4 protein-coding genes are annotated in these 19,136 nt (G+C 59.6%); 3 read left to right on the forward strand and 1 reads right to left on the reverse strand.

Annotated features, from left to right (window positions below; all coding sequences use genetic code 11):
- The first annotated feature begins 262 nt into the window (after positions 1-262).
- On the forward strand, positions 263-8,167 hold the full coding sequence (locus tag HY011_08010; GenBank protein MBI3422870.1) for a putative Ig domain-containing protein: 7,905 nt from the start codon (positions 263-265) through the stop codon (positions 8,165-8,167).
- Between the two features lie 316 nt (positions 8,168-8,483).
- Positions 8,484-13,475 (forward strand): Ig-like domain repeat protein, encoded by a 4,992-nt coding sequence (locus HY011_08015; GenBank protein MBI3422871.1) that lies wholly within the window; start codon positions 8,484-8,486, stop codon positions 13,473-13,475.
- Positions 13,476-13,667: 192 nt separating this feature from the next.
- Here HY011_08015 and HY011_08020 read toward each other — a convergent pair whose 3' ends face one another.
- Positions 13,668-15,791 (reverse strand): nitrite/sulfite reductase, encoded by a 2,124-nt coding sequence (locus HY011_08020; protein ID MBI3422872.1) that lies wholly within the window; start codon positions 15,789-15,791, stop codon positions 13,668-13,670.
- A gap of 724 nt (positions 15,792-16,515) precedes the next feature.
- On the opposite strand from HY011_08020, the gene HY011_08025 reads away from it, so the two are divergent.
- Positions 16,516-19,119 carry a zinc-dependent metalloprotease gene (locus HY011_08025; GenBank protein ID MBI3422873.1) on the forward strand — a complete coding sequence of 868 codons (2,604 nt, stop codon included), beginning with the start codon at positions 16,516-16,518 and terminating at the stop codon, positions 19,117-19,119.
- Positions 19,120-19,136 lie beyond the last annotated feature (17 nt).

A 19,136-nucleotide genomic window follows, 5' to 3' on the forward strand; every position in this document is an offset into this window, starting at 1 on the left:
GCGGCACACTTTAACCAAAACAGCAATTACAGGTTGATGAAATTGAAATCAGTTCAGCCATGGGCAGGCGGTTTCTTTCGCAACGGCTGAGTTGAGAGCGCGGGTTGTTCTAGATCAGCGCACATCTAAACTACACATCCGAGGATTGACCATGTTTTTTCGCATCCTTCTATCGTCAATAAATCGCTCGCGCTCACTTGGCCAGACTTATCTACACACGAGCCAGCGGCGTTCACGTGCCGTGTTAGCAGTGGCATGTGTATTGACGACTCTTTTCGCTTGGCACTTGGCAGCGGCATGGGCCGCCTCGGGTACGCCAGTCAGCTTAACCGTCATCAACTCTGCTTATACACAAAACTTCGATACGCTGGCCAATACAGGCACGTCCAGCACAGTGCCGACGGGTTGGGCCTTCAGCGAGTCGGGCACGAATGCCAATACCACCTACACGGCGGGGACAGGCTCAAGCACGACCGGCGACACTTATAGTTTCGGCGCGGCGGCCAGCACTGAGCGCGCGTTCGGCGGGTTGCAGAGCGGTAGTTTAGTGCCGACCATCGGCGCGTGCTTCACCAATAACACGGGCACGACGGTCACCAGCCTGCTCATCAGCTACACCGGCGAGCAATGGCGTTTGGGCACAGCGGGGCGCGCCGACCGCTTGGATTTTCAGTACAGTCTGGACGCGACGAGTTTGACCACGGGCACGTGGACGGATGTGGACGCGCTGGATTTCAACTCGCCGTTCACGACCACGATTGGCGCGCTGGATGGCAACGCGGCAGCCAACCGCACCGCCATCAGTTCTACCATTACCGGACTGAGCATCGCCAATGGCGCGACCTTCTTCATCCGCTGGAACAGCTTCGACGCGACCGGCGCGGATGATGGCCTGAGCGTTGATGATTTCTCGCTCACGCCGCAGGGCGCGGGCGGCGGCGGCAATACGCTCACGCTCACCTGCACGCCTGCAACGTTCTCCGAAGCCGCTGGCGCGAGCGCTTCAACTTGCACGGTCACGCGCACGGGCAGCACGGCCGCGTTGCTGGTGGTCAACCTGGCGAGCAATGACACGAGCGAAGCAACTGTCTCTGCCCCTGACATCGGGATTCCAGTGGGACAGGCGAGCACGACGTTCACCCTCGATGCCGTGGACGATCTGATTTTTGATGGCACGCAAACCGTGACAATCACGGCTGCGGCCAGCGGCTTTACCAGCGGCACCTTCCAGGTGATGGTGACGGATAACGAAACCTTTGCTTGCACGCCGACGCACACGATCGCGCAGATTCAGGGCAGCGGGACGGCTTCGCCCGTGGCCGCGCAATCCGTCACCACCAGCGGCATCGTGACCGGCCTCAGGTCGAATGGCTTTTTCATGCAGATGCCCGCGCCCGGCGATGGCAATGCGGCGACTTCGGACGGCATCTTTGTCTTTACTTCCAGCGCCCCCCCGGCGGCGGCGGCGCTCGGCAACAGCGTTTGCGTCAGTGGGACGGTGCAGGAGTTCGTGCCTTCGGCGGATCCGCTCAGTCCACCGATCACCGAAATTTCAGGCACACCCGTAGTGAATCTGCTTTCCACCGGCAACGCGCTGCCGACGCCGATCACGCTGACTTCCACGGATACGGGCACGGGCGGCGTCAATGTGGGTTCGATTGAAAATCTGGAAAAGTATGAAGGTATGCGCGTCGCAGTTGCCTCGCTCACCGTGGTGGCGCCGACAGGCGGCACGGTCAGCGAAGCCAATGCGACTTCGACCTCGAGCGGCACCTTTTACGGCGTCATTACAGGCGTGGCGCGTCCCTTCCGCGAAGCGGGCATTCAGGCTAATGATCCTGTGCCGGCGGGCAGCGGCGTGACGATTCCGCCGGTGCCGCGCTTCGATTTCAATCCGGAACGCATTCGCGTCAACAGTTTTGGGCAAACCGGCGGCGCGGCGATTGATGTGACCACCGGCGCGACGGTCACGAATCTGGTTGGCCCGCTCGATTATTCCTTCCGCACCTACACGATTCTGCCCGATCCGGGGTCGCCGCCCACCGTCGCGGGCAACGTCACGTTCAGCGCCGTGCCTGCGCCGTTATCGAACGAGTTCACCGTCGCCTCATTCAACCTGGAACGCTTCTTCGATACGGTGGATGATGCGGGCGTCAGCGATGTCGCGCTGACCACGACGGCCTTCAACAATCGTTTGAACAAGGCCTCGCTGGCGATTCGCAATGTGCTACGCGCGCCCGACATCATCGGCGTCGAAGAGATGGAGAACCTCACGACGCTGCAAGCGCTCGCCACCAAGATCAACAACGACGCGGTAGCGGCCAGCCAGCCCAATCCGAATTACACCGCGTTCCTGGTCGAAGGCAACGATGTCGGCGGCATTGATGTTGGCTTCCTGGTCAAAACAGCTTTTGTGGTCGGCAGCACGCCGCGCGTGACCGTCGTGGATGTAACGCAGGAAGGCAAGACCACGACTTACACGAATCCCAACAATGGCGCGCAGGAAACACTGAATGACAGGCCGCCGCTGCGCTTAAGTGCCGTGGTCAATCATGCCGATGGCCGCACGTTCCCCATCACGGTCATCGTCGTGCACCAGCGTTCGCTGAATGGGATTGATGATGAAACGGTGGACGGCACGGGCACAGCGGGCGGGCGTGTGCGCGCCAAACGCCGCGCGCAAGCCGAGTTCCTGGCGAATCTGATTCAGGCACGCCAGGTAGCCACGCCCACCGAACGCATCATTTGCGTCGGTGATTACAACGCCTTCGAGTTCAATGACGGCTTTGTAGACGTCATCGGCACGGTCAAAGGCGCGCCGACGCCCGCCAATCAGGTGGTGCTGGCGAGCAGCGATTTGGTCAATCCCGATCTGACCGATTTGGTTGCGCTGGCGGCGGTGGGGCAAAACTATTCATACAGTTTCGACGGCGATGCGCAGGCGATTGACCACGAATTGGTGAATGCAGCCTTGATGACTTACTTCAGCCACATCAACTTCGGGCGCAACAACGCTGACTTCCCCGAAATCTATCGCAGCGATTCCACGCGCCCCGAACGCATTTCGGATCACGATCCGGCGGTCGCGTACTTCACCTTCCCTGCCGCGTGCCCAACGATCACGGTCACGCCGAGCACCGTTCCGGCGGGCACGGCGGGTTTGGCTTATGGCCCGGTGAATTTCATGCAAACGGGCGGCAGCGGCACGATCACCTGGAGCGTGAGCAGCAATAACCTGCCCGCCGGATTGATGCTCAATTCGTCCACGGGCGTGCTCAGCGGCACGCCAACCATCGCGGCGGGCGTCAACGTGACCATCCGCGCCACCGACGTGAACAACTGCTTTGGCGAAGTCATCGTCACTTTGCAGATCAGTTGTCCGACCATCACGCTCAGCCCATCGAGCGGCTCGCCCACCACATTGAGCAGCGGAACCGTCGGACAGATGTACAGCCAGACGTTCACCGCCGCGCCCGCTGGCGGCAGTTACACCTACTCAATTCCGCTGGCAGCGATCCCGCCGGGCTTGACGTTCAACACTGCCACCGGCGTATTGAGCGGCACGCCAACCACCAGCGGCACGTTCGGTTTCACGGTCACGGCTACTAATTTTGGTACTTGCACCGGACAGCAGACGTATGCACTGCCGATCATTCCAGGTTGCCCCAGCAGCTTCACGGTCAACGATCTGGGCGATGCGCCTGATCAGACACCGGGAGACTTTCTTTGCCAGGCGGCCAGCGGCGCTTGCACCTTGCGCGCGGCAATTCAGGAAGCCAACGCCATTACAGCCTGCACGCCGTTGACGATCAACTTCAGCGTGACGGGCACGATCAATTTGGCGACGGCGCTACCCGCGCTAAATCATCCGAATCTGACCATCAACGGCAATGGCGCGGCGAACAGCATCATCAGCGGCAATGATGCCGTGCAAGTGTTCAGTGTGAATGCGGGCGCGAATGCGACGCTCAGCGGACTGGCCATCACTCATGGGCGAGCCAGCGTTGGCGGTGGCATCCTGAACAACGGCACGCTGACGGTGACCAACTCCACGATCAGCAATAATGCGGCGACCTCATCTGGCGGCGGCTTCGCTAACGACAACAACGCGACGCTGACGGTCACGAACAGTACGATCAGCGGCAATACGGCGGTTTTCGGAGCCGGTGGTATCTATCACTTCTCAGGTACGCTGATCTTGACCAATAGCACGGTCAGCGGAAACACCGCTTCCACCAGTGGAGGCGGCATCTACAATGCCTTTGGGATGGTGACGGCGACCAACAGCACGATCAGCGGCAACTCCTCTGCCACGAGTGGCGGCGGCATCTATAACGACTCAGGCACGTATAATCTCAGTAACACCATCGTTGCAAACAGTGCCAGCGGCATGGACTGCAGTAGATTCGGTGGCACGCTCAACGCCCAGTTCAGCTTGATCAAAGATGGCTTGGGCTGCGTCAACGGAACGAACCTCAATAACCTGACGGGCGACCCTAGACTAAGCCCGCTTGGCAATTTCGGCGGCCCAACCCAAACGCACGCGCTGCTGCCCGGCAGTCCGGCGATCAATGCAGGCACGAACACCGGCGCGCCAGCGACAGACCAACGCGGCATCGCGCGCCCGCAGCAAACGATGGTGGACATCGGCGCGTTTGAATCACGCGGCTTCACGCTCGCCCTTGCGGGCGGCAACAACCAGAGTGCTTTCGTCAATACGGCCTTCGCCAACCCGCTCGCGGTGACGGTCACGGCGATTGATCCGAGTGAACCAGTCAATGGCGGCAAAGTCACCTTCACCCCGCCGGGCAGCGGCGCGAGCGCCAGCATCGCGGGCAATCCGGTCACGATCAGCGGCGGCACGGCATCCGGAACCGCGACCGCGAATGGCACAGTCGGCGGGCCTTACACGGTCGCGGCCAGCGCTAACGGCGCTTCGCCTACGGTCAACTTCACGCTCACCAACACCAACCCGCCGCCGATGATTACGGCGGGCGCGGCACTGACGCGGCAACAAGGCACGGCGGCTGCCAATTCAACGATTGCCACGGTCAGCGATGCCAACCAGACGGCGGGCACGCTGACCGTCACAGCCACGACGGTTCCGGCGGGCCTCACGGTGACGAACATCGTCAATACCAGCGGCACGATCACCGCCAACGTGGCTGCTGCTTGCAATGCCACCGTGGGCGCAAACACCGTCGTGCTGACGGTGACGGATAGCTTCGGCGCAACGGCGACCGCCAATCTGACGGTCAATGTCACGGCGAACACCGCGCCGACTGTGGTATACGCCACACCTCAAAGCGTAACGGCGGGCGGTTCGCTCAACGTCACGCCGACGACCACAACCGACAACGGCTCAATTACCGGCTACACCATCTTCAGCGTCTCGCCCGCGCTGACCAACGCGCCGACGGTCAATGGCAGCGGTGTCGTTTCGATCACCAGCGCCGCCCCAGCAGGCAGTCACACCATCACGACACGTGCGACCGACAATTGCGGAGCGACTGCCGATGCGACGTTCACGCTCAATGTTACTTGCCCGACGATCAGCATCACTACCAATCTGCCGGGCGGCACGGTGGGCACGAGTTACAACCAAACGCTGGGCGCCAGCGGCGGCAGCGGCGCTTACACCTTCGCGGTCACAGCGGGCAGCTTGCTGCCAGGTTTAATGCTGACCAGCGGCGGCGTATTGAGCGGCACACCGACGACGCCAGGCGGTTTCAACTTCACCGTCACGGCGACCGACAGCACCACGAATTGCACGGGCACGCGCGAATACGGCGTGATCATCAGTTGCCCGACCGTGACGCTGGCCCCCGCGAGCTTGCCAAGCGGGCAATTCGGCGTGGCTTATAGTCAAACGATTTCGGCTTCGGCAACGGGGCTGACCGGCGCGTACACCTTCGCAACGGGGGCGAATCTGCCGCCCGGCTTGATGCTGGCGGCCAACGGCACGCTCAGCGGCATGCCTACGCAACCGGGCACCTTCACCTTCACCGTCACCGCCACGCACACGGCGAGCGGCTGCACTGGCAACGGCACCTATACCATCGGCATTCAGTGTCCAACCATCAACATCGCGCCCGTCACTTTGCCGAATCCGGTAGCGGGCGTGGCTTACAATCAAACGCTGACGGGCAGTGGCGGCGTGGGGCCGTACAGCTTCGCGCTGGCGAGCGGTTCGTCGTTGCCTGCCGGGTTGACGCTCTCAGCGGCGGGCGTCATCAGCGGCACGCCCACCACGACAGGCAGCGTGACTTTCACCGTCAATGTGACCGACACCATGCTGGCGGCAGGCCCGACCAATTGCGCTGGCAATCGCACCTACACCGTCAACGTCACTTGCCCGACGATCGCCGTTAACGGCCCGCTACCAACAGGCACAGTGGGCGCGAGTTACAACCAAACGCTGAGCGCCAGCGGCGGCTCTGGCACCTATACCTTTGCGGTCACGGTGGGCAGCTTGCCGCCCGGTTTAGCGCTGGCGAGCAGCGGCGTTGTGAGCGGCACCCCAACAACAGCAGGCAATTTCAATATCACCGTCACGGCGACCGACAGCGCCACGAATTGCACAGGCACACGGCAATATGCCGTACTCATTGCCAATAACTGCGCTTCCTTCACTTTCGCGCCTGCCAGCTTGCCGGTGGGCATGAAAAATACTCCCTACAGCGCCAGCTTTACGGCAACGGGTGCCAATGGCGCAGTGAGCTATGCGCGCACGGCTGGGGCGCTGCCAGCCGGATTGACCCTCAATAGCAATGGCACGCTGAGCGGCACGCCGACCGTAGCGGGCAGTTTCGATTTCACTATCACCGCGACCGATGCGCAGGGCTGCACCTTCAGCCGCAGCTTCACGCTGGTGATTGACACCATCGCGGGTAGCATTGGCGACCCGCTGGTCTGTTTGGGGCCGGGCGGTGTGGTCGCCGTCGAAGCGACCGTGACCAACGGCGGCGCAACGCCACAAACTGCCAGCTTCACCGCTGCCCTGCCGCCGGCCTTGCTGGCGCTGAATAACACCTGCACCGCCAACACCGGCGTCTGCGCCGTGGACACCGTCAACAATCGTGTCAACTGGAACGGCACTCTCAATGCGAACCAAACCGTGACCATTCGTTATCAGTCTCAAGCGACGGATGGCGCGGCGGCGGGGGCGCAGCTTTGCATCAACTCGACGGCGACGATTGGCGGCGCGGGGCCGTTCACGGTGCAAGCCTGCACGCTCATCAACTGCCCACCCGTCGCGCCCGGCGCGGCCTATCCGTTCGCCTCGCCAATCAGCGATCAGAAGGCGGGTTCCGTATTGATCTTCAACCTTTACACTTCGGATGCGGGCGCGCCCAGTCGCCAGAACACGCGCATCTCACTGACGAACATTGATGTCTCGCGCACGGCGTATCTGCATCTGTTCTTCGTGGACGGCGCAAGCTGTGCGATTGCCGATTCGGTCGTGTGTCTGACGCCGAATCAGACTTCGACCTTCTTTGCGTCGGATGTTGATCCGGGCACGACGGGCTATCTGATCGCCGTGGCCACGGATCGCAATGGCTGCCCGATCAATTTCAATTATTTGATCGGCGACGCCTTTGTGAAACTCAGCAGCGGCCACGCGGCCAATCTAGCGGCTGAAGCAGTGGCGGCCATCCCTGGCGGCTTTGTGCCCTGCGACCCGCAGGCGGCAGCAGTGGAATTGCGCTTTGACGACAAGATGTACAACGCCTTGCCGCGCGTGCTGGCGCTCTCGAACATCGGCAGCCGGGCGGATGGCAACAGCACCTTGCTCGTCGTCAATCGCATTGGTGGCAATCTGGCGACGGGTGCCAGCACGCTGGTCAATGTGTTTGGGGTGCTCTATGACGACGCGGAATCGCCCTACAGCTTCAGTTTCTCGCCCGGCGTCTGTCAGTTCCGCAGCGTGATTTCCAATGCCTTCCCGCGCACCACACCGCGCTTTGAACAAGTGATTCCAGGTGGGCGCAGCGGCTGGCTGAAGCTGGGGCTGCAAGCGGATGGCGCGCTGTCAGGCGCGGCGTTGAACTTCAACGCGAATGCCGCGACGAGTTCGAACGCTTTCAATCAAGGGCACAACTTGCACAAGCTGACGCTGACGACGGCGGCCAGCGTGACGGTGCCGGTGTTTCCGCCGAGTTGCTAACGATTGTTTGGCGCAGACTGGCTCAACTTGTCTGAACGCGCCTGCTACGATACATTACGTGGCATTACAGGTTTTACATCGCTTATTGTTTTTGCCCCAAATAACATTTCGGATAGCACACGGCCGCAGACAAAGGTTCGAGTTGCACGCCAACTCGGCCGCCGTCTGGCAGGTCTTTTCGGATAACAACAAAAATAGTTTGAGGCCCTCTGGCTCGGCCTGAAACGACCTTCATCACGCACAACCGTTTCACCAGCAAGTTGATCCTGAGCATCAACCTGGTCTTTGCCAATCAGTAAAGGAAGAAAGGAAAGCAATGCACAAACTACACACACGAACCTGGCGTTGGCTGACACCGATCATCATCGCACTAGCCCTGGTTGTTTCCCTGGCCGGTTCGAATCGCTTTGTCAGTTGGGCCGCGCGTGCCACCGCCGCAGCCAAGACTCAAGCGCAATCAGCGGCCAAGCTGGCGCAACAAATCGTGAAGCAAGGCCCGGCCAAAAATGCCGCCGCCGCGAAAGGCGAAGAGGAAGACGAAGCCGATCTTCCCCCCTTTGCGCGTGGCACGATTGAAAAAGACGAATACTTGAGCGCACGCGATGAATACATTCGCATGGTGCGCGGTCTGCCTTATCCCGAAGGCGCCAACCCGCGTATCGCGGCGATCAATCAAGCAAAAATACAAGAACAAGCGCGCCCCGGTTCACTGTTGGCGGCCTGGACGCCCATCGGCCCCGCGCCCATTCCCAACGGCCAAACCACGCCGGTCGTGCCGGTCAGCGGGCGCGTCACGGCGATTGACGTGCATCCGACCAATCCCAACATCGTGTATGTCGGCACCGCGCAAGGCGGCGTTTACCGCTCGCTCAATGGCGGCACAACGTGGACGCCGTTGATGGATGATGCGTTGTCACTAGCCATCGGCGCCGTGACCATCAGCCCCTCTGATCCCACCACTGTTTTTGTCGGCACGGGTGAGGGCAATTTTTCGGGGGACAGCTTTTTCGGCGTGGGCGTCTATGTCATCAAAAACGCTGACAGCGCCACGCCGCAATTGGTAGGCCCGCTGAACAAAGACACCAGTAACGCCGATGTCATGACCGGGCGTTCTATCGGCAAGATTCTGGTGCATCCGACCGATCCCAACATCATCTTTGTCGCGACGACTTCCGGCACCGCTGGCAATGGCGGCGGCACCACCGGTCTGACTGTCCCGGCGCGCGGCCTTTATCGCAGCGTCAATGCGTTGGCGGCCAATCCCACCTTCAGCAAGCTGACGGTCAACACGTCCAATGGCGGCGACCGCAGCATTCCCGACGCCGTCTTTGAGCCGGGCAATCCCAACAACATCGTTTGCACAGTCCTGGGCTTCAACGGCGCGGGCGATGGCGGCATTTATCGTTCGACCAATGCGCTTGATCCGACGCCCGCCAGTGTCGTTTTCACGCGCAACTTGACGCTCGGCACGGCAACGGCGACACAGCGTTGCGATCTGGCGATCAACAAAGTCGGAGCAACGGTGACGGTCATCGCCGCCACCGCCGAAAGCAGCACGGGCCGCATGCGCATCTCGACGGATGGTGGTGCTACTTTTGGCGCAACGGTGCCGGCAGCCAACGGATTCTGCGGCGGGCAATGCTTCTACGACAACGAGCCAGCGCTTCACCCGGCCAATGCCAACATCATTCTGCTCGGCGGCGCGACCACCTTCATCCGCTCGACCAATGGCGGCACCACCTTCGCCTCAAGCGGCGCCGGTTTGCACGCCGATCATCACGCCATCGTCTTTGCCCCGTCTGATCCCACGATTTTGTACGAAGGCAACGACGGCGGCATTTTTAAATCCACGGATACGGGCGCAACCTGGAGCAGTCTTAACAACGCCGGCTTCAGCGCCACCCAGTTTCAATCTATCACCGTCCATCCGCGCGACCGTAACTTCTCAATGGGCGGCACGCAGGATAACGGCACGAATTTCTACCAACCCAATGCGACCTGGATACGGGCTGATTTCGGCGACGGCGGTTATGCGTTAATTGATCAGAACTCTTATGACAACACGTCGGTGACGGCCTATCACACCTATTTCAATCAGACCAATGCGATGGGCTATGGCCGCATTACCAACACGGCCAACGCGCAGGAAAACGGCTGGACGTTCTTTGGCTGCGGCTTCTCCGGCACACCGAACGGGATGACCTGCGCGGCCACCAATATCCTCTTTTATGCGCCGATGACCTTAGGGCCAGGCAATCCAAATACGTTGTATTTTGGCTCGGACGTGCTTTATCGCTCATCGAATAACGGCGCGACGATGACGAAAGTCAGCCAGGAACCGATTGTCTCCGGCGTGGCAATTTCGACTATCGGCATTTCACCGCAGAACGACAATGTACGCGTGGTCGGATTGACCAACGGCAGGGTTTACGCCACGACGACCGGCGCGACCACCCTGACCAACGTCACCTCGGCTTCGTTCCCGGTGCGCGGCGTCGGGCGCGTGGCGGTGGATCCGGCCAACAGCAATACGGCCTATGTCACCTTCCTGGGTTTCGGCGTCACGGCGGGACAGCACATCTGGAAAACAACCGATCTGAATTCCGCCACACCCACTTGGGCGCCAGCGGGCAGCGGGATTCCGGATGTCCCCGTTGACGCCTTCGTGATTGACCGGCAAAACCCGAGCAATCTTTTTGCAGGCACGGATATTGGCGTTTACGCTTCGACCGACGGCGGCGCGAGTTGGCTGCCCTTTGGGACGGGGATGCCGCGCGTGGCGGTGTTCGATCTGGCGATTCAATCCAACAATCGCCTCCTGCGCGCGGCCACACACGGGCGCGGCATTTTCGAAATCAATATCCCTGGCACGACGACGCAACTCGCCACGCTGGCCAAAGGCACCGAGACGATTACCCCCATTGTTGACAATGGCAATGGCGTGCTTGATCCGGGCGAAGACGGCTCAGTCGTGGTGCCCTTCACCAATATCGGGCAAGCGGTGGCAACGGGCATCAGTGCGACGCTGACCACCTCCACGCCCAATGTCACGATTCTCAATGGCACATCGGCATACCCGAACATCGCGGTGAACGCGACACAAACCAACACCACGCCGTTCACTTTCCGGGTGGGCGCCGGCTTCCTATGCGGCAGCAAGATCACCTTGACGTTGACCGTTACCTATAACGATCCGGCCAGCCCTAGGGTCTATACGATCATCGTACCAACCGGAGTGCCGGGCATGACGCCAAGCACTTTCACCTACGCGGGCGCGCCTGCGGCAATTCCTGACAACAGCGGCACCGGCGTCTCAGTACCGCTGAACGTCAGCGGATTGACGAGCGCTGTTTCCAAAGTCAAATTCACGATCGGCGGAACAAGTTGTAATACGACACCTGGTTCGACGACTGTGGGGATTGACCATACCTATGTTGGCGATTTGGCGATCTTCCTGGTTTCGCCTGCTGGCACGGCCGTTCAACTGACCCCGGTCAATGGAAACAATGCCGGCGTGAATATGTGCCAGACTGTCTTTGACGACAGCGCGGCCACGGCTTTCTCAAGTGTCACGTCCGGCCAGAACCCCTTCACTGGCTCGTTCCGCCCAATTCAGCCACTCTCGGCATACACCGGCGAGAACGGCAACGGTCAATGGCAAGTGGTGATCTTCGATTTAGGCCCTGGCGACGTCGGCAGTTTGCGCGCCTTCTCGCTGGAAATTACTCCGGCTGTCTGTACGAAGGCGAATTCAGCAACGACCCTGGCCTCATCGTCAAATCCCTCCATCCGCGGGCAAGCCGTCACGTTCACAGCGACTGTCGCTCCGGTGGGAGCGACAACTGGAACAGTGCTCTTTAAGATTGATGGCGTAGCAGTAGGCGCGCCTGTGGCATTGAATGGGGCCACCGGCACGGCGAGCTTCACTACATCAACACTTACCTTGGGGGTGCACACGATCACGGCTGAATATAGCGGCGATGCGAACTACAACCCCAGCGTGGGCACGCTCACGCAGATCGTTGACAACCTCACGGTCGGCGTCAGCGATCCCCTCGTCTGCACCGGCCCAGGCAATCTGGTGAACGTGACAGCGGTCGTTTCCAACACGGCCAATGTCCCACAAGCCGTGGCCTTCACCGCGAATATTCCTTCGCCCACGCAATTGCTAGGCGTAAGCGGCAGTTGCAATCTGGCGAATTGCACCGTGACAAGCAGCACTGTCACTTGGAGCGGCACTATCGCGGCGAATCAATCAGTGACGATTACCTACCGCGTGCAAGTGGCTGATGGAGTAGTTTCCGGCACAAACCTGTGCATCACTTCTTCAGTCAGCTTCGCAGGTGGACCGCCCGCGACGGTGACGGCTTGTGCAGTAGTCAACTGCCCACTGGCGGGTCCGGGTCTGGCGCAGCCGGCTGCGACGGCAATCAGCGATCAAAAACCCGGCTCCATTCTGGTTTACAACCTTTACGCCTCTGACGCGGCCAATCCGAACCGGCAAAACACGCGCTTGGCTATCACCAACACCGATGCGATACGCACGATTTATGTGCACCTCTTCTTTGTGGATGGCGCTTCATGTTCGATTGCCGATTCCATCATCTGTCTTACACCGAATCAGACGGGGGCCTTCTTCGCCTCCGACATTGATCCGGGCACGACAGGTTACCTAATCGCGGTCGCGGTGGATCGGCTGGGTTGCCCCGTCAGTCACAACTTCCTGATCGGCGACGAATTTGTGAAGCTAAGTTCGGGCCACGAGGCCAACCTGGCGGCGGAGGCCATCGCAGCTTTGCCGAATTCAGGTGCGGCCTGCGACCCGAATGCGCCAACGGCCACGCTGAATTTCGATGGGGTGATGTACAACGCCCTGCCGCGCACACTGGCGCTCTCGAACATCGGCAGCCGTGCCGACGGCAACAACACCTTGCTCGTCGTCAACCGCCTCGGCGGCAATCTGGCGACGGGCGCGAACACGCTCGTGGGCGTTTTCGGCGTGCTGTATGACGATGCCGAATCGCCGTTCAGCTTCAGCTTCTCGCCCGGCGTCTGTCAGTTCCGCAGCGTGATTTCGAGCGCTTTCCCGCGCACGACGCCACGCTTTGAACAGGTCATCCCGGCGGGACGCAGCGGCTGGCTCAAGATTGGCACGCAAGCGGATGGAGCCATTTCAGGGGCGGCCTTGAATCTCAACCCGAATGCGGCGACCAGTTCCAACGCCTTCAATCAAGGACACAATTTGCACAAGCTGACGCTGACGACGGGGGCGAGTGTGACGGTCCCGATCTTCCCGCCAAGCTGTTAGCAGGTTGGGAATCCCACCAAAGGAAAGAGGGGCTGGAAGATGATCTTCCAGCCCCTCTTTCCTTTTCGGCTGTCAAGCTTGCCCACAGGGGCTGACAACTACAACCCCATTGGCACAAGTCTCTCAATTCAGGTGTAAACCAAATGCCGAACACTGTGCGGCGACAATCCGCTATCCAGCTAAAAACCACCTTCAACCGGCAGCGAATTTTTCGCAGTAACTGACAAATTCCTGCGCCTGCTCCAACGCCGCGTTCGCGCTGAGTTCAGCGGGGCTGTCGGTTTTCAGGCTCTCGAAGCTGGCGGACAAGGCGTGCCAGGAACCGCCGGTTTGACCGGAAAGCACGAACAGGTTTTCAAATTCCCACAAGGCTTCCAACGAAGTGAACGGGTCAACCAGCTTTTGATAGAGCGGCACGCGGGCGGCGGCGGCGGCGGCTTCATAAGCTTCGAGCAAGGCTTGTTCGTAGTTGCCGTGTTGAATATACGCCGCCGTCTGCGCCAGCCGCGTGTGGGCTTTGTCGAAGGTGGGAACGACTTCGGCAATGGTCGTGCCAGCGCATTCGCCGCGCACGCCGGAGCGCACGGTGAAGCGCTCATTCTCATGCCCATAATCGTCATAAAACTGTGGATCGTCCTCAAAGGCCGGGATCGCTTTGTGCGGCTCAAGCGCTTCTTTCACACGCTGATCGCCGATGCGCGCGAGGAAGGCGTTGAAATCCTCGCCCGGTTGCTTTTCGGTGTCGTGCAAAGTCAGCAAGGCTTCGACGACGTTGATGGCATTGCGGGCTGGGAAGCGGCCAAAGACTTTGGCCGCGCGCGGCTTGCCGTGATTGGCTTGGCCGCCCAGGAAAAGCAGATGCGCGGGCAGATTGTGTCCGTTCTGTGTGACGGCAGCGGCGTGAAAGCCGATGTTGGCCACGGCGTGTTGTGCGCAACCATTCGGGCAGCCGGAGATTTTGATGCGCAAGTCGCGGTGCGCTTCAAAATGCGGCGCGAGCTTGCCGTTGAAAAACGAATCGGAAATAGCTGTACCCAGCCCTTTGGCCGAGGCGATGCCCAGGCGGCAGGTGTCAGCGCCGGGGCAAGCCGTCACATCGGCGATGGTTTCGGCTCCGGCATCCGCCAGCGCAACGGTTTTGAGCGCGGCGTACAATCCCGGCAAGTCAGTCACACGCACCCAGGGCAGAAATAGATTTTGTTCAATCGAAACGCGCAGTTCGCCAGCGCTGTATCGGCGCGCGAGGTCAGCTAATGCACGGGCGTTATCAGACGTAAGGTCACCGAACTTGGTGCGCACGTGCACGCCGCGCAGGTTTTCGACGCGATGGGCGATGACCGAATCGCGCGCCCATTGCTGATACTGCAGGTCATTCGTCAGTGGGTTCAGCACGTTGAGCGAGGTCGCAGTTTCGGCCAGCACCGGTGTGGTGGCTGCTTCCAAAAAATCTGTCAACGGCGGCAGCGGATCGAGGGCCGCACGTTCGGCATCCACCGCCGCGCGAAACTTTTCCCAGCCCATGGATTGCACCAGAAACTTCAGGCGCGCTTTCATCCGCTGCTTGCGCTCGCCGTAGCGATCGAAGATGCGAATCACCGCCGTCGTGAAATTGAACAGCTCTTCGACCGGCAGGAAGTCGCTGTAAATGTGCGCAAGGTGCGGGCCGCTGCCCATGCCGCCGCCGACGTGCACGCGGAAGCCGCGTTGCACCTGCCCGTTCTCTTCGCGGATGACGGCGTGAAAACCCAGATCGTGAAAGGCCAGCGCGGAGTGGTCCGCGGCGCAACCTTCAAAGGCGAATTTCATTTTGCGCCCCATGTTCTGGTTGTGTTTGTTGCGCAGCAAAAACTTAAACAACGCTTGGGCGTAGGGGTAAACGTTGAAGACTTCGTCGTGCGCAACGCCTGCGCGGTAACAGGCCGTGATGTTGCGCACGGTATTGCCGCAAGCCTCGCGCGTGGTGATCCCGACTTCGGCGAGTTCGCGCAGCAAGGCGGGCGCGTCTTCTAATTGCAAGTAATAAAGCTGGGCGTCTTCGCGCGTGGTGAAATGGATAAAACCGCTGGCATAGCGGTCGGCGGTATCGGCCAGGCGCGTCAATTGGTCGGCATTCAAATAACCGCCCGGGATTTTGATGCGTTGCATCTGCACGCCATCTTGCCGTTGGGCATAGGTACCGAACTGTAGGCGGAACTTTTGCATCTTGGTTTCACCCAGTTCACCGGCGCGGTATTTTTTGATTTGCTTTTGGTACAGCGCCAACTCTGCTTCGATGGTGGGAGAGAGCGGTTGCACAGCGAGAGGTTGGACTGCCAATGAGGGGGCGCTTGATTTTTCTGCCTTAACTGAAATCGCGTTCATGATGCTCCTGAAAGTGTGATTGCCCTGCGCACAAAGCAAAGCGCCCCGGCTCCTGTGGTTGGAACCGGGGCGCTTTTGCTAAATCCGTGCGGCATCTCAATTCTGCGTGATGCGGCGCTTAGGCGACCAGTTCCACTTGGCTTTAGCCTTACAACAACAACACATCGTCAATGCGCGGCATTTGGCGCTTGGTTGTTCGGACGTATGTGGAAAGGAAAAGTAAAGGTTCACGATCTGCCTACCGATAAATTGAGAATTGGACTGACCGAAAATACTGGCGCGTCGCAGGATTGTCAAAGGGGCGCGCACAAAAGGATGTTCGTCAATCTTTTCTTTGAAGTTGCGACACAACGAATCAATAGACGGCACGGTGTCAGTAGCGCAACCCTGCCGAGGTTGCGCGGCTTCCGCGCTTACTTAACTGACAGTTCAACTGGCGGCTCAGGTAGAAGTGCCTGAAGCCGCGCAACCTCGGCAGGGTTGCGCTACACCAGCGAATGTCGCACGTCCTTCTAAGAACACCTGTTGCAACCTTAGACGTTACACGAAATTTTGTAGGAGTTGCCATCCTTCAGCCGTTGGCGTGCTTTCCCTCTTACGCTTGTATCAAGTATGCTGCGCGCGTTCGCATGGACTTTCACTAACAACTCTCAAACAAATTCGAAGAAGGAATTCACCTATGAAAAAGATTGCCAGGCAATGTTATGCGTTACTGCTCGGCGGGGCCATCGGCATGGCACTCGCGGGCGGCGCGGGCGTTTTGGCGCAAGACCCACCCGCAGGCGGCGGCCAGGAACGCCCGGCTGGCGCGGCGGGCGGCGGTTTCGGCCAGCAACGTGAACCGGAAATCAAACCCTATGACAAGGTCATCACTAAAGAGGCCAAATCGGATGAAGGCGTCTTCACCGTGCATCGCATCAAGGACAAGCTCTATTACGAAATCCCCAAGCAGGAACTGGGCAAGGAATTTTTGTGGGTCAGCCAGATCGCGCGCACAACGTTGGGTGTGGGCTATGGCGGCCAGGCGATGGGCAATCGCGTCGTCAAATGGGAGCGTCGCGACAATCGTGTGCTGTTGCGCAGCGTTTCGTATGAAGTGGTCGCCGACCCGAAAGAGCCGGTAGCCAAGGCCGTGCAGGCGGCCAATAACAACGCCATCATCATGTCGTTCTTTGTCGAAGCCCTCGGCAAAGATGATGCGCCAGTGATTGAAGTGACGCGGCTTTTCACGACTGAAGTCACCGAATTCAACGCGAAAGCACGCTTGCGCGCGCGCGTGTTCGACGCCTCCCGTTCATTCCTCGAACGCACCGTTTCCTTCCCCACCAACATCGAGATCGAAGCGACGCATACGTTCAGCAATCCAGCCGATGCCACACCCGCAGGCCCCGCCGCGCCGCCCAACCCCTTTCAAGGCGCAGGCATGGGCACGGGCAGCGCTTCGGTGGTGATGCATTACTCGATGGTCAAACTGCCTGAGAAGCCGATGCAGCCACGCCTGTTCGATGAGCGCGTCGGCTACTTCACGACACGGCAGATGGATTACAGCAAAGACGAACATCGTGCGCCGCAACGCACCTTCATTACGCGCTGGCGTTTGGAAAAGAAAGACCCAAGCCTAGCGTTATCAGAACCAGTTAAACCGATCATCTATTACATTGACCCGGCCACGCCGACGAAATGGGTTCCCTACTTGAAAAAAGGCATCGAGGATTGGCAACCGGCCTTTGAAGAAGCCGGATTCAAACGCGCCATCATCGCAATGGAGGCACCCAAAGATGATCCCGATTGGAGCCCTGAAGATGCGCGTTACTCGGTGATTCGCTGGCTGCCGTCCACGATTGAAAACGCTTCAGGGCCGCACATTCACGACCCGCGCACGGGCGAGATTTTGGAATCGGACATCCAGTTCTATCACAACGTGATGAACCTGGCGCGCGACTGGTACTTCACGCAGGTTGGCCCACTCGATCCGCGCGCGCAGAAACTTCCCTTCCCGGATGACCTGATGGGCGAGTTGATCCGTTATGTCGTCGCGCACGAAGTCGGGCACACGCTCGGGTTTCAACACAATATGAAAGCCAGTTCGCTGTATCCAATTGAAAAAGTCCACGACCGCGAATGGGTCAAGAAAATGGGCCACACGCCGACGTTGATGGATTACTCCCGCTTCAATTATGTCGCGCAACCCGAAGACAAAATTGCCGTCGAAGACCTGATCCCCAAAATCGGGCCGTATGACAAATGGGCGACGATGTGGGGTTACAAACCCATCCCCGAAGCCGGTTCCGCCGACGCCGAGAAAAAGACGCTGGATCAATGGGCGTGTGCGCAAGACAGTACGCCCTGGCTGCGTTTCTCGACAGCTAAATCGCGCGGTGCCGACCCAGGCGAAAATACCGAAGCAGTGGGCGATGCCGACGCCGTCAAAGCCACTGAATTCGGCGTGAAGAATCTGAAGCGCGTGGCGAATATGCTGCTGGCCGCTTCTTCGACTGAAACGGGCGAACCATACGATGAGCTGGATGAATTGTATGGCCGGATGCTCGGCCAATGGCGGTTGGAGATGGGACACGTCACCCAGTTAGTGGGCGGGTTCTGGTCACAGCAAAAACACATCGGTCAGCAAGGTGTGTTGTTCACGCCAGTGCCCAAAGAGAAACAAGCCGAAGCCGTGCGTTTCCTGAATGACAATGCTTTCACCACGCCAATGTGGATGGTCAAGCCTGAAATTTTGCGGCGCATTGAAACCAACGGCGTCACAGATCGCCTCAAGACCGCACAGCAGGGCTTACTCAATCAATTACTGAGTTCTGCGCGCTTTGCCCGGTTAACCGAGCAAGAGGCGTTGGACGGTAACAAGGCTTATCGCGCTGTTGATATGCTGGCCGATCTGCGCAAAGGCGTGTGGAGCGAGTTGAACGGCACAGGCGCGTTGAAAGTTGAGGTGTTCCGCCGCAATTTGCAACGCACCTACCTGGAAGTCTTGGCCGAAAAACTAAATGGTCGTAACGCGGTGACCGACGAACAACGCCCGCTCATTCGCGGTGAGTTGCGCGCGCTAAGCGCCGAAGTTACACGGGCCATCCCCCGTGCCACCGAACGCGCGACACGCGCGCATTTGGAAGACGCGCGTGATCAAATTGCCAAAATTCTCGATCCCAAATTTGCCCAGCCAGCGCCAACTACGCCGGCCTTGGGTGGATTTGGGCGCGGCGGGTTTGAGGATTGGAACGACCTGCAATGCTGGCCGGATTATTCAATTCGTAATCCGCGTCAGTAACAAGTCGTGGGGTCATC

The sequence above is a fragment of the Acidobacteriota bacterium genome, from assembly GCA_016196035.1.
In the GTDB taxonomy this organism is placed as follows: domain Bacteria; phylum Acidobacteriota; class Blastocatellia; order RBC074; family RBC074; genus JACPYM01.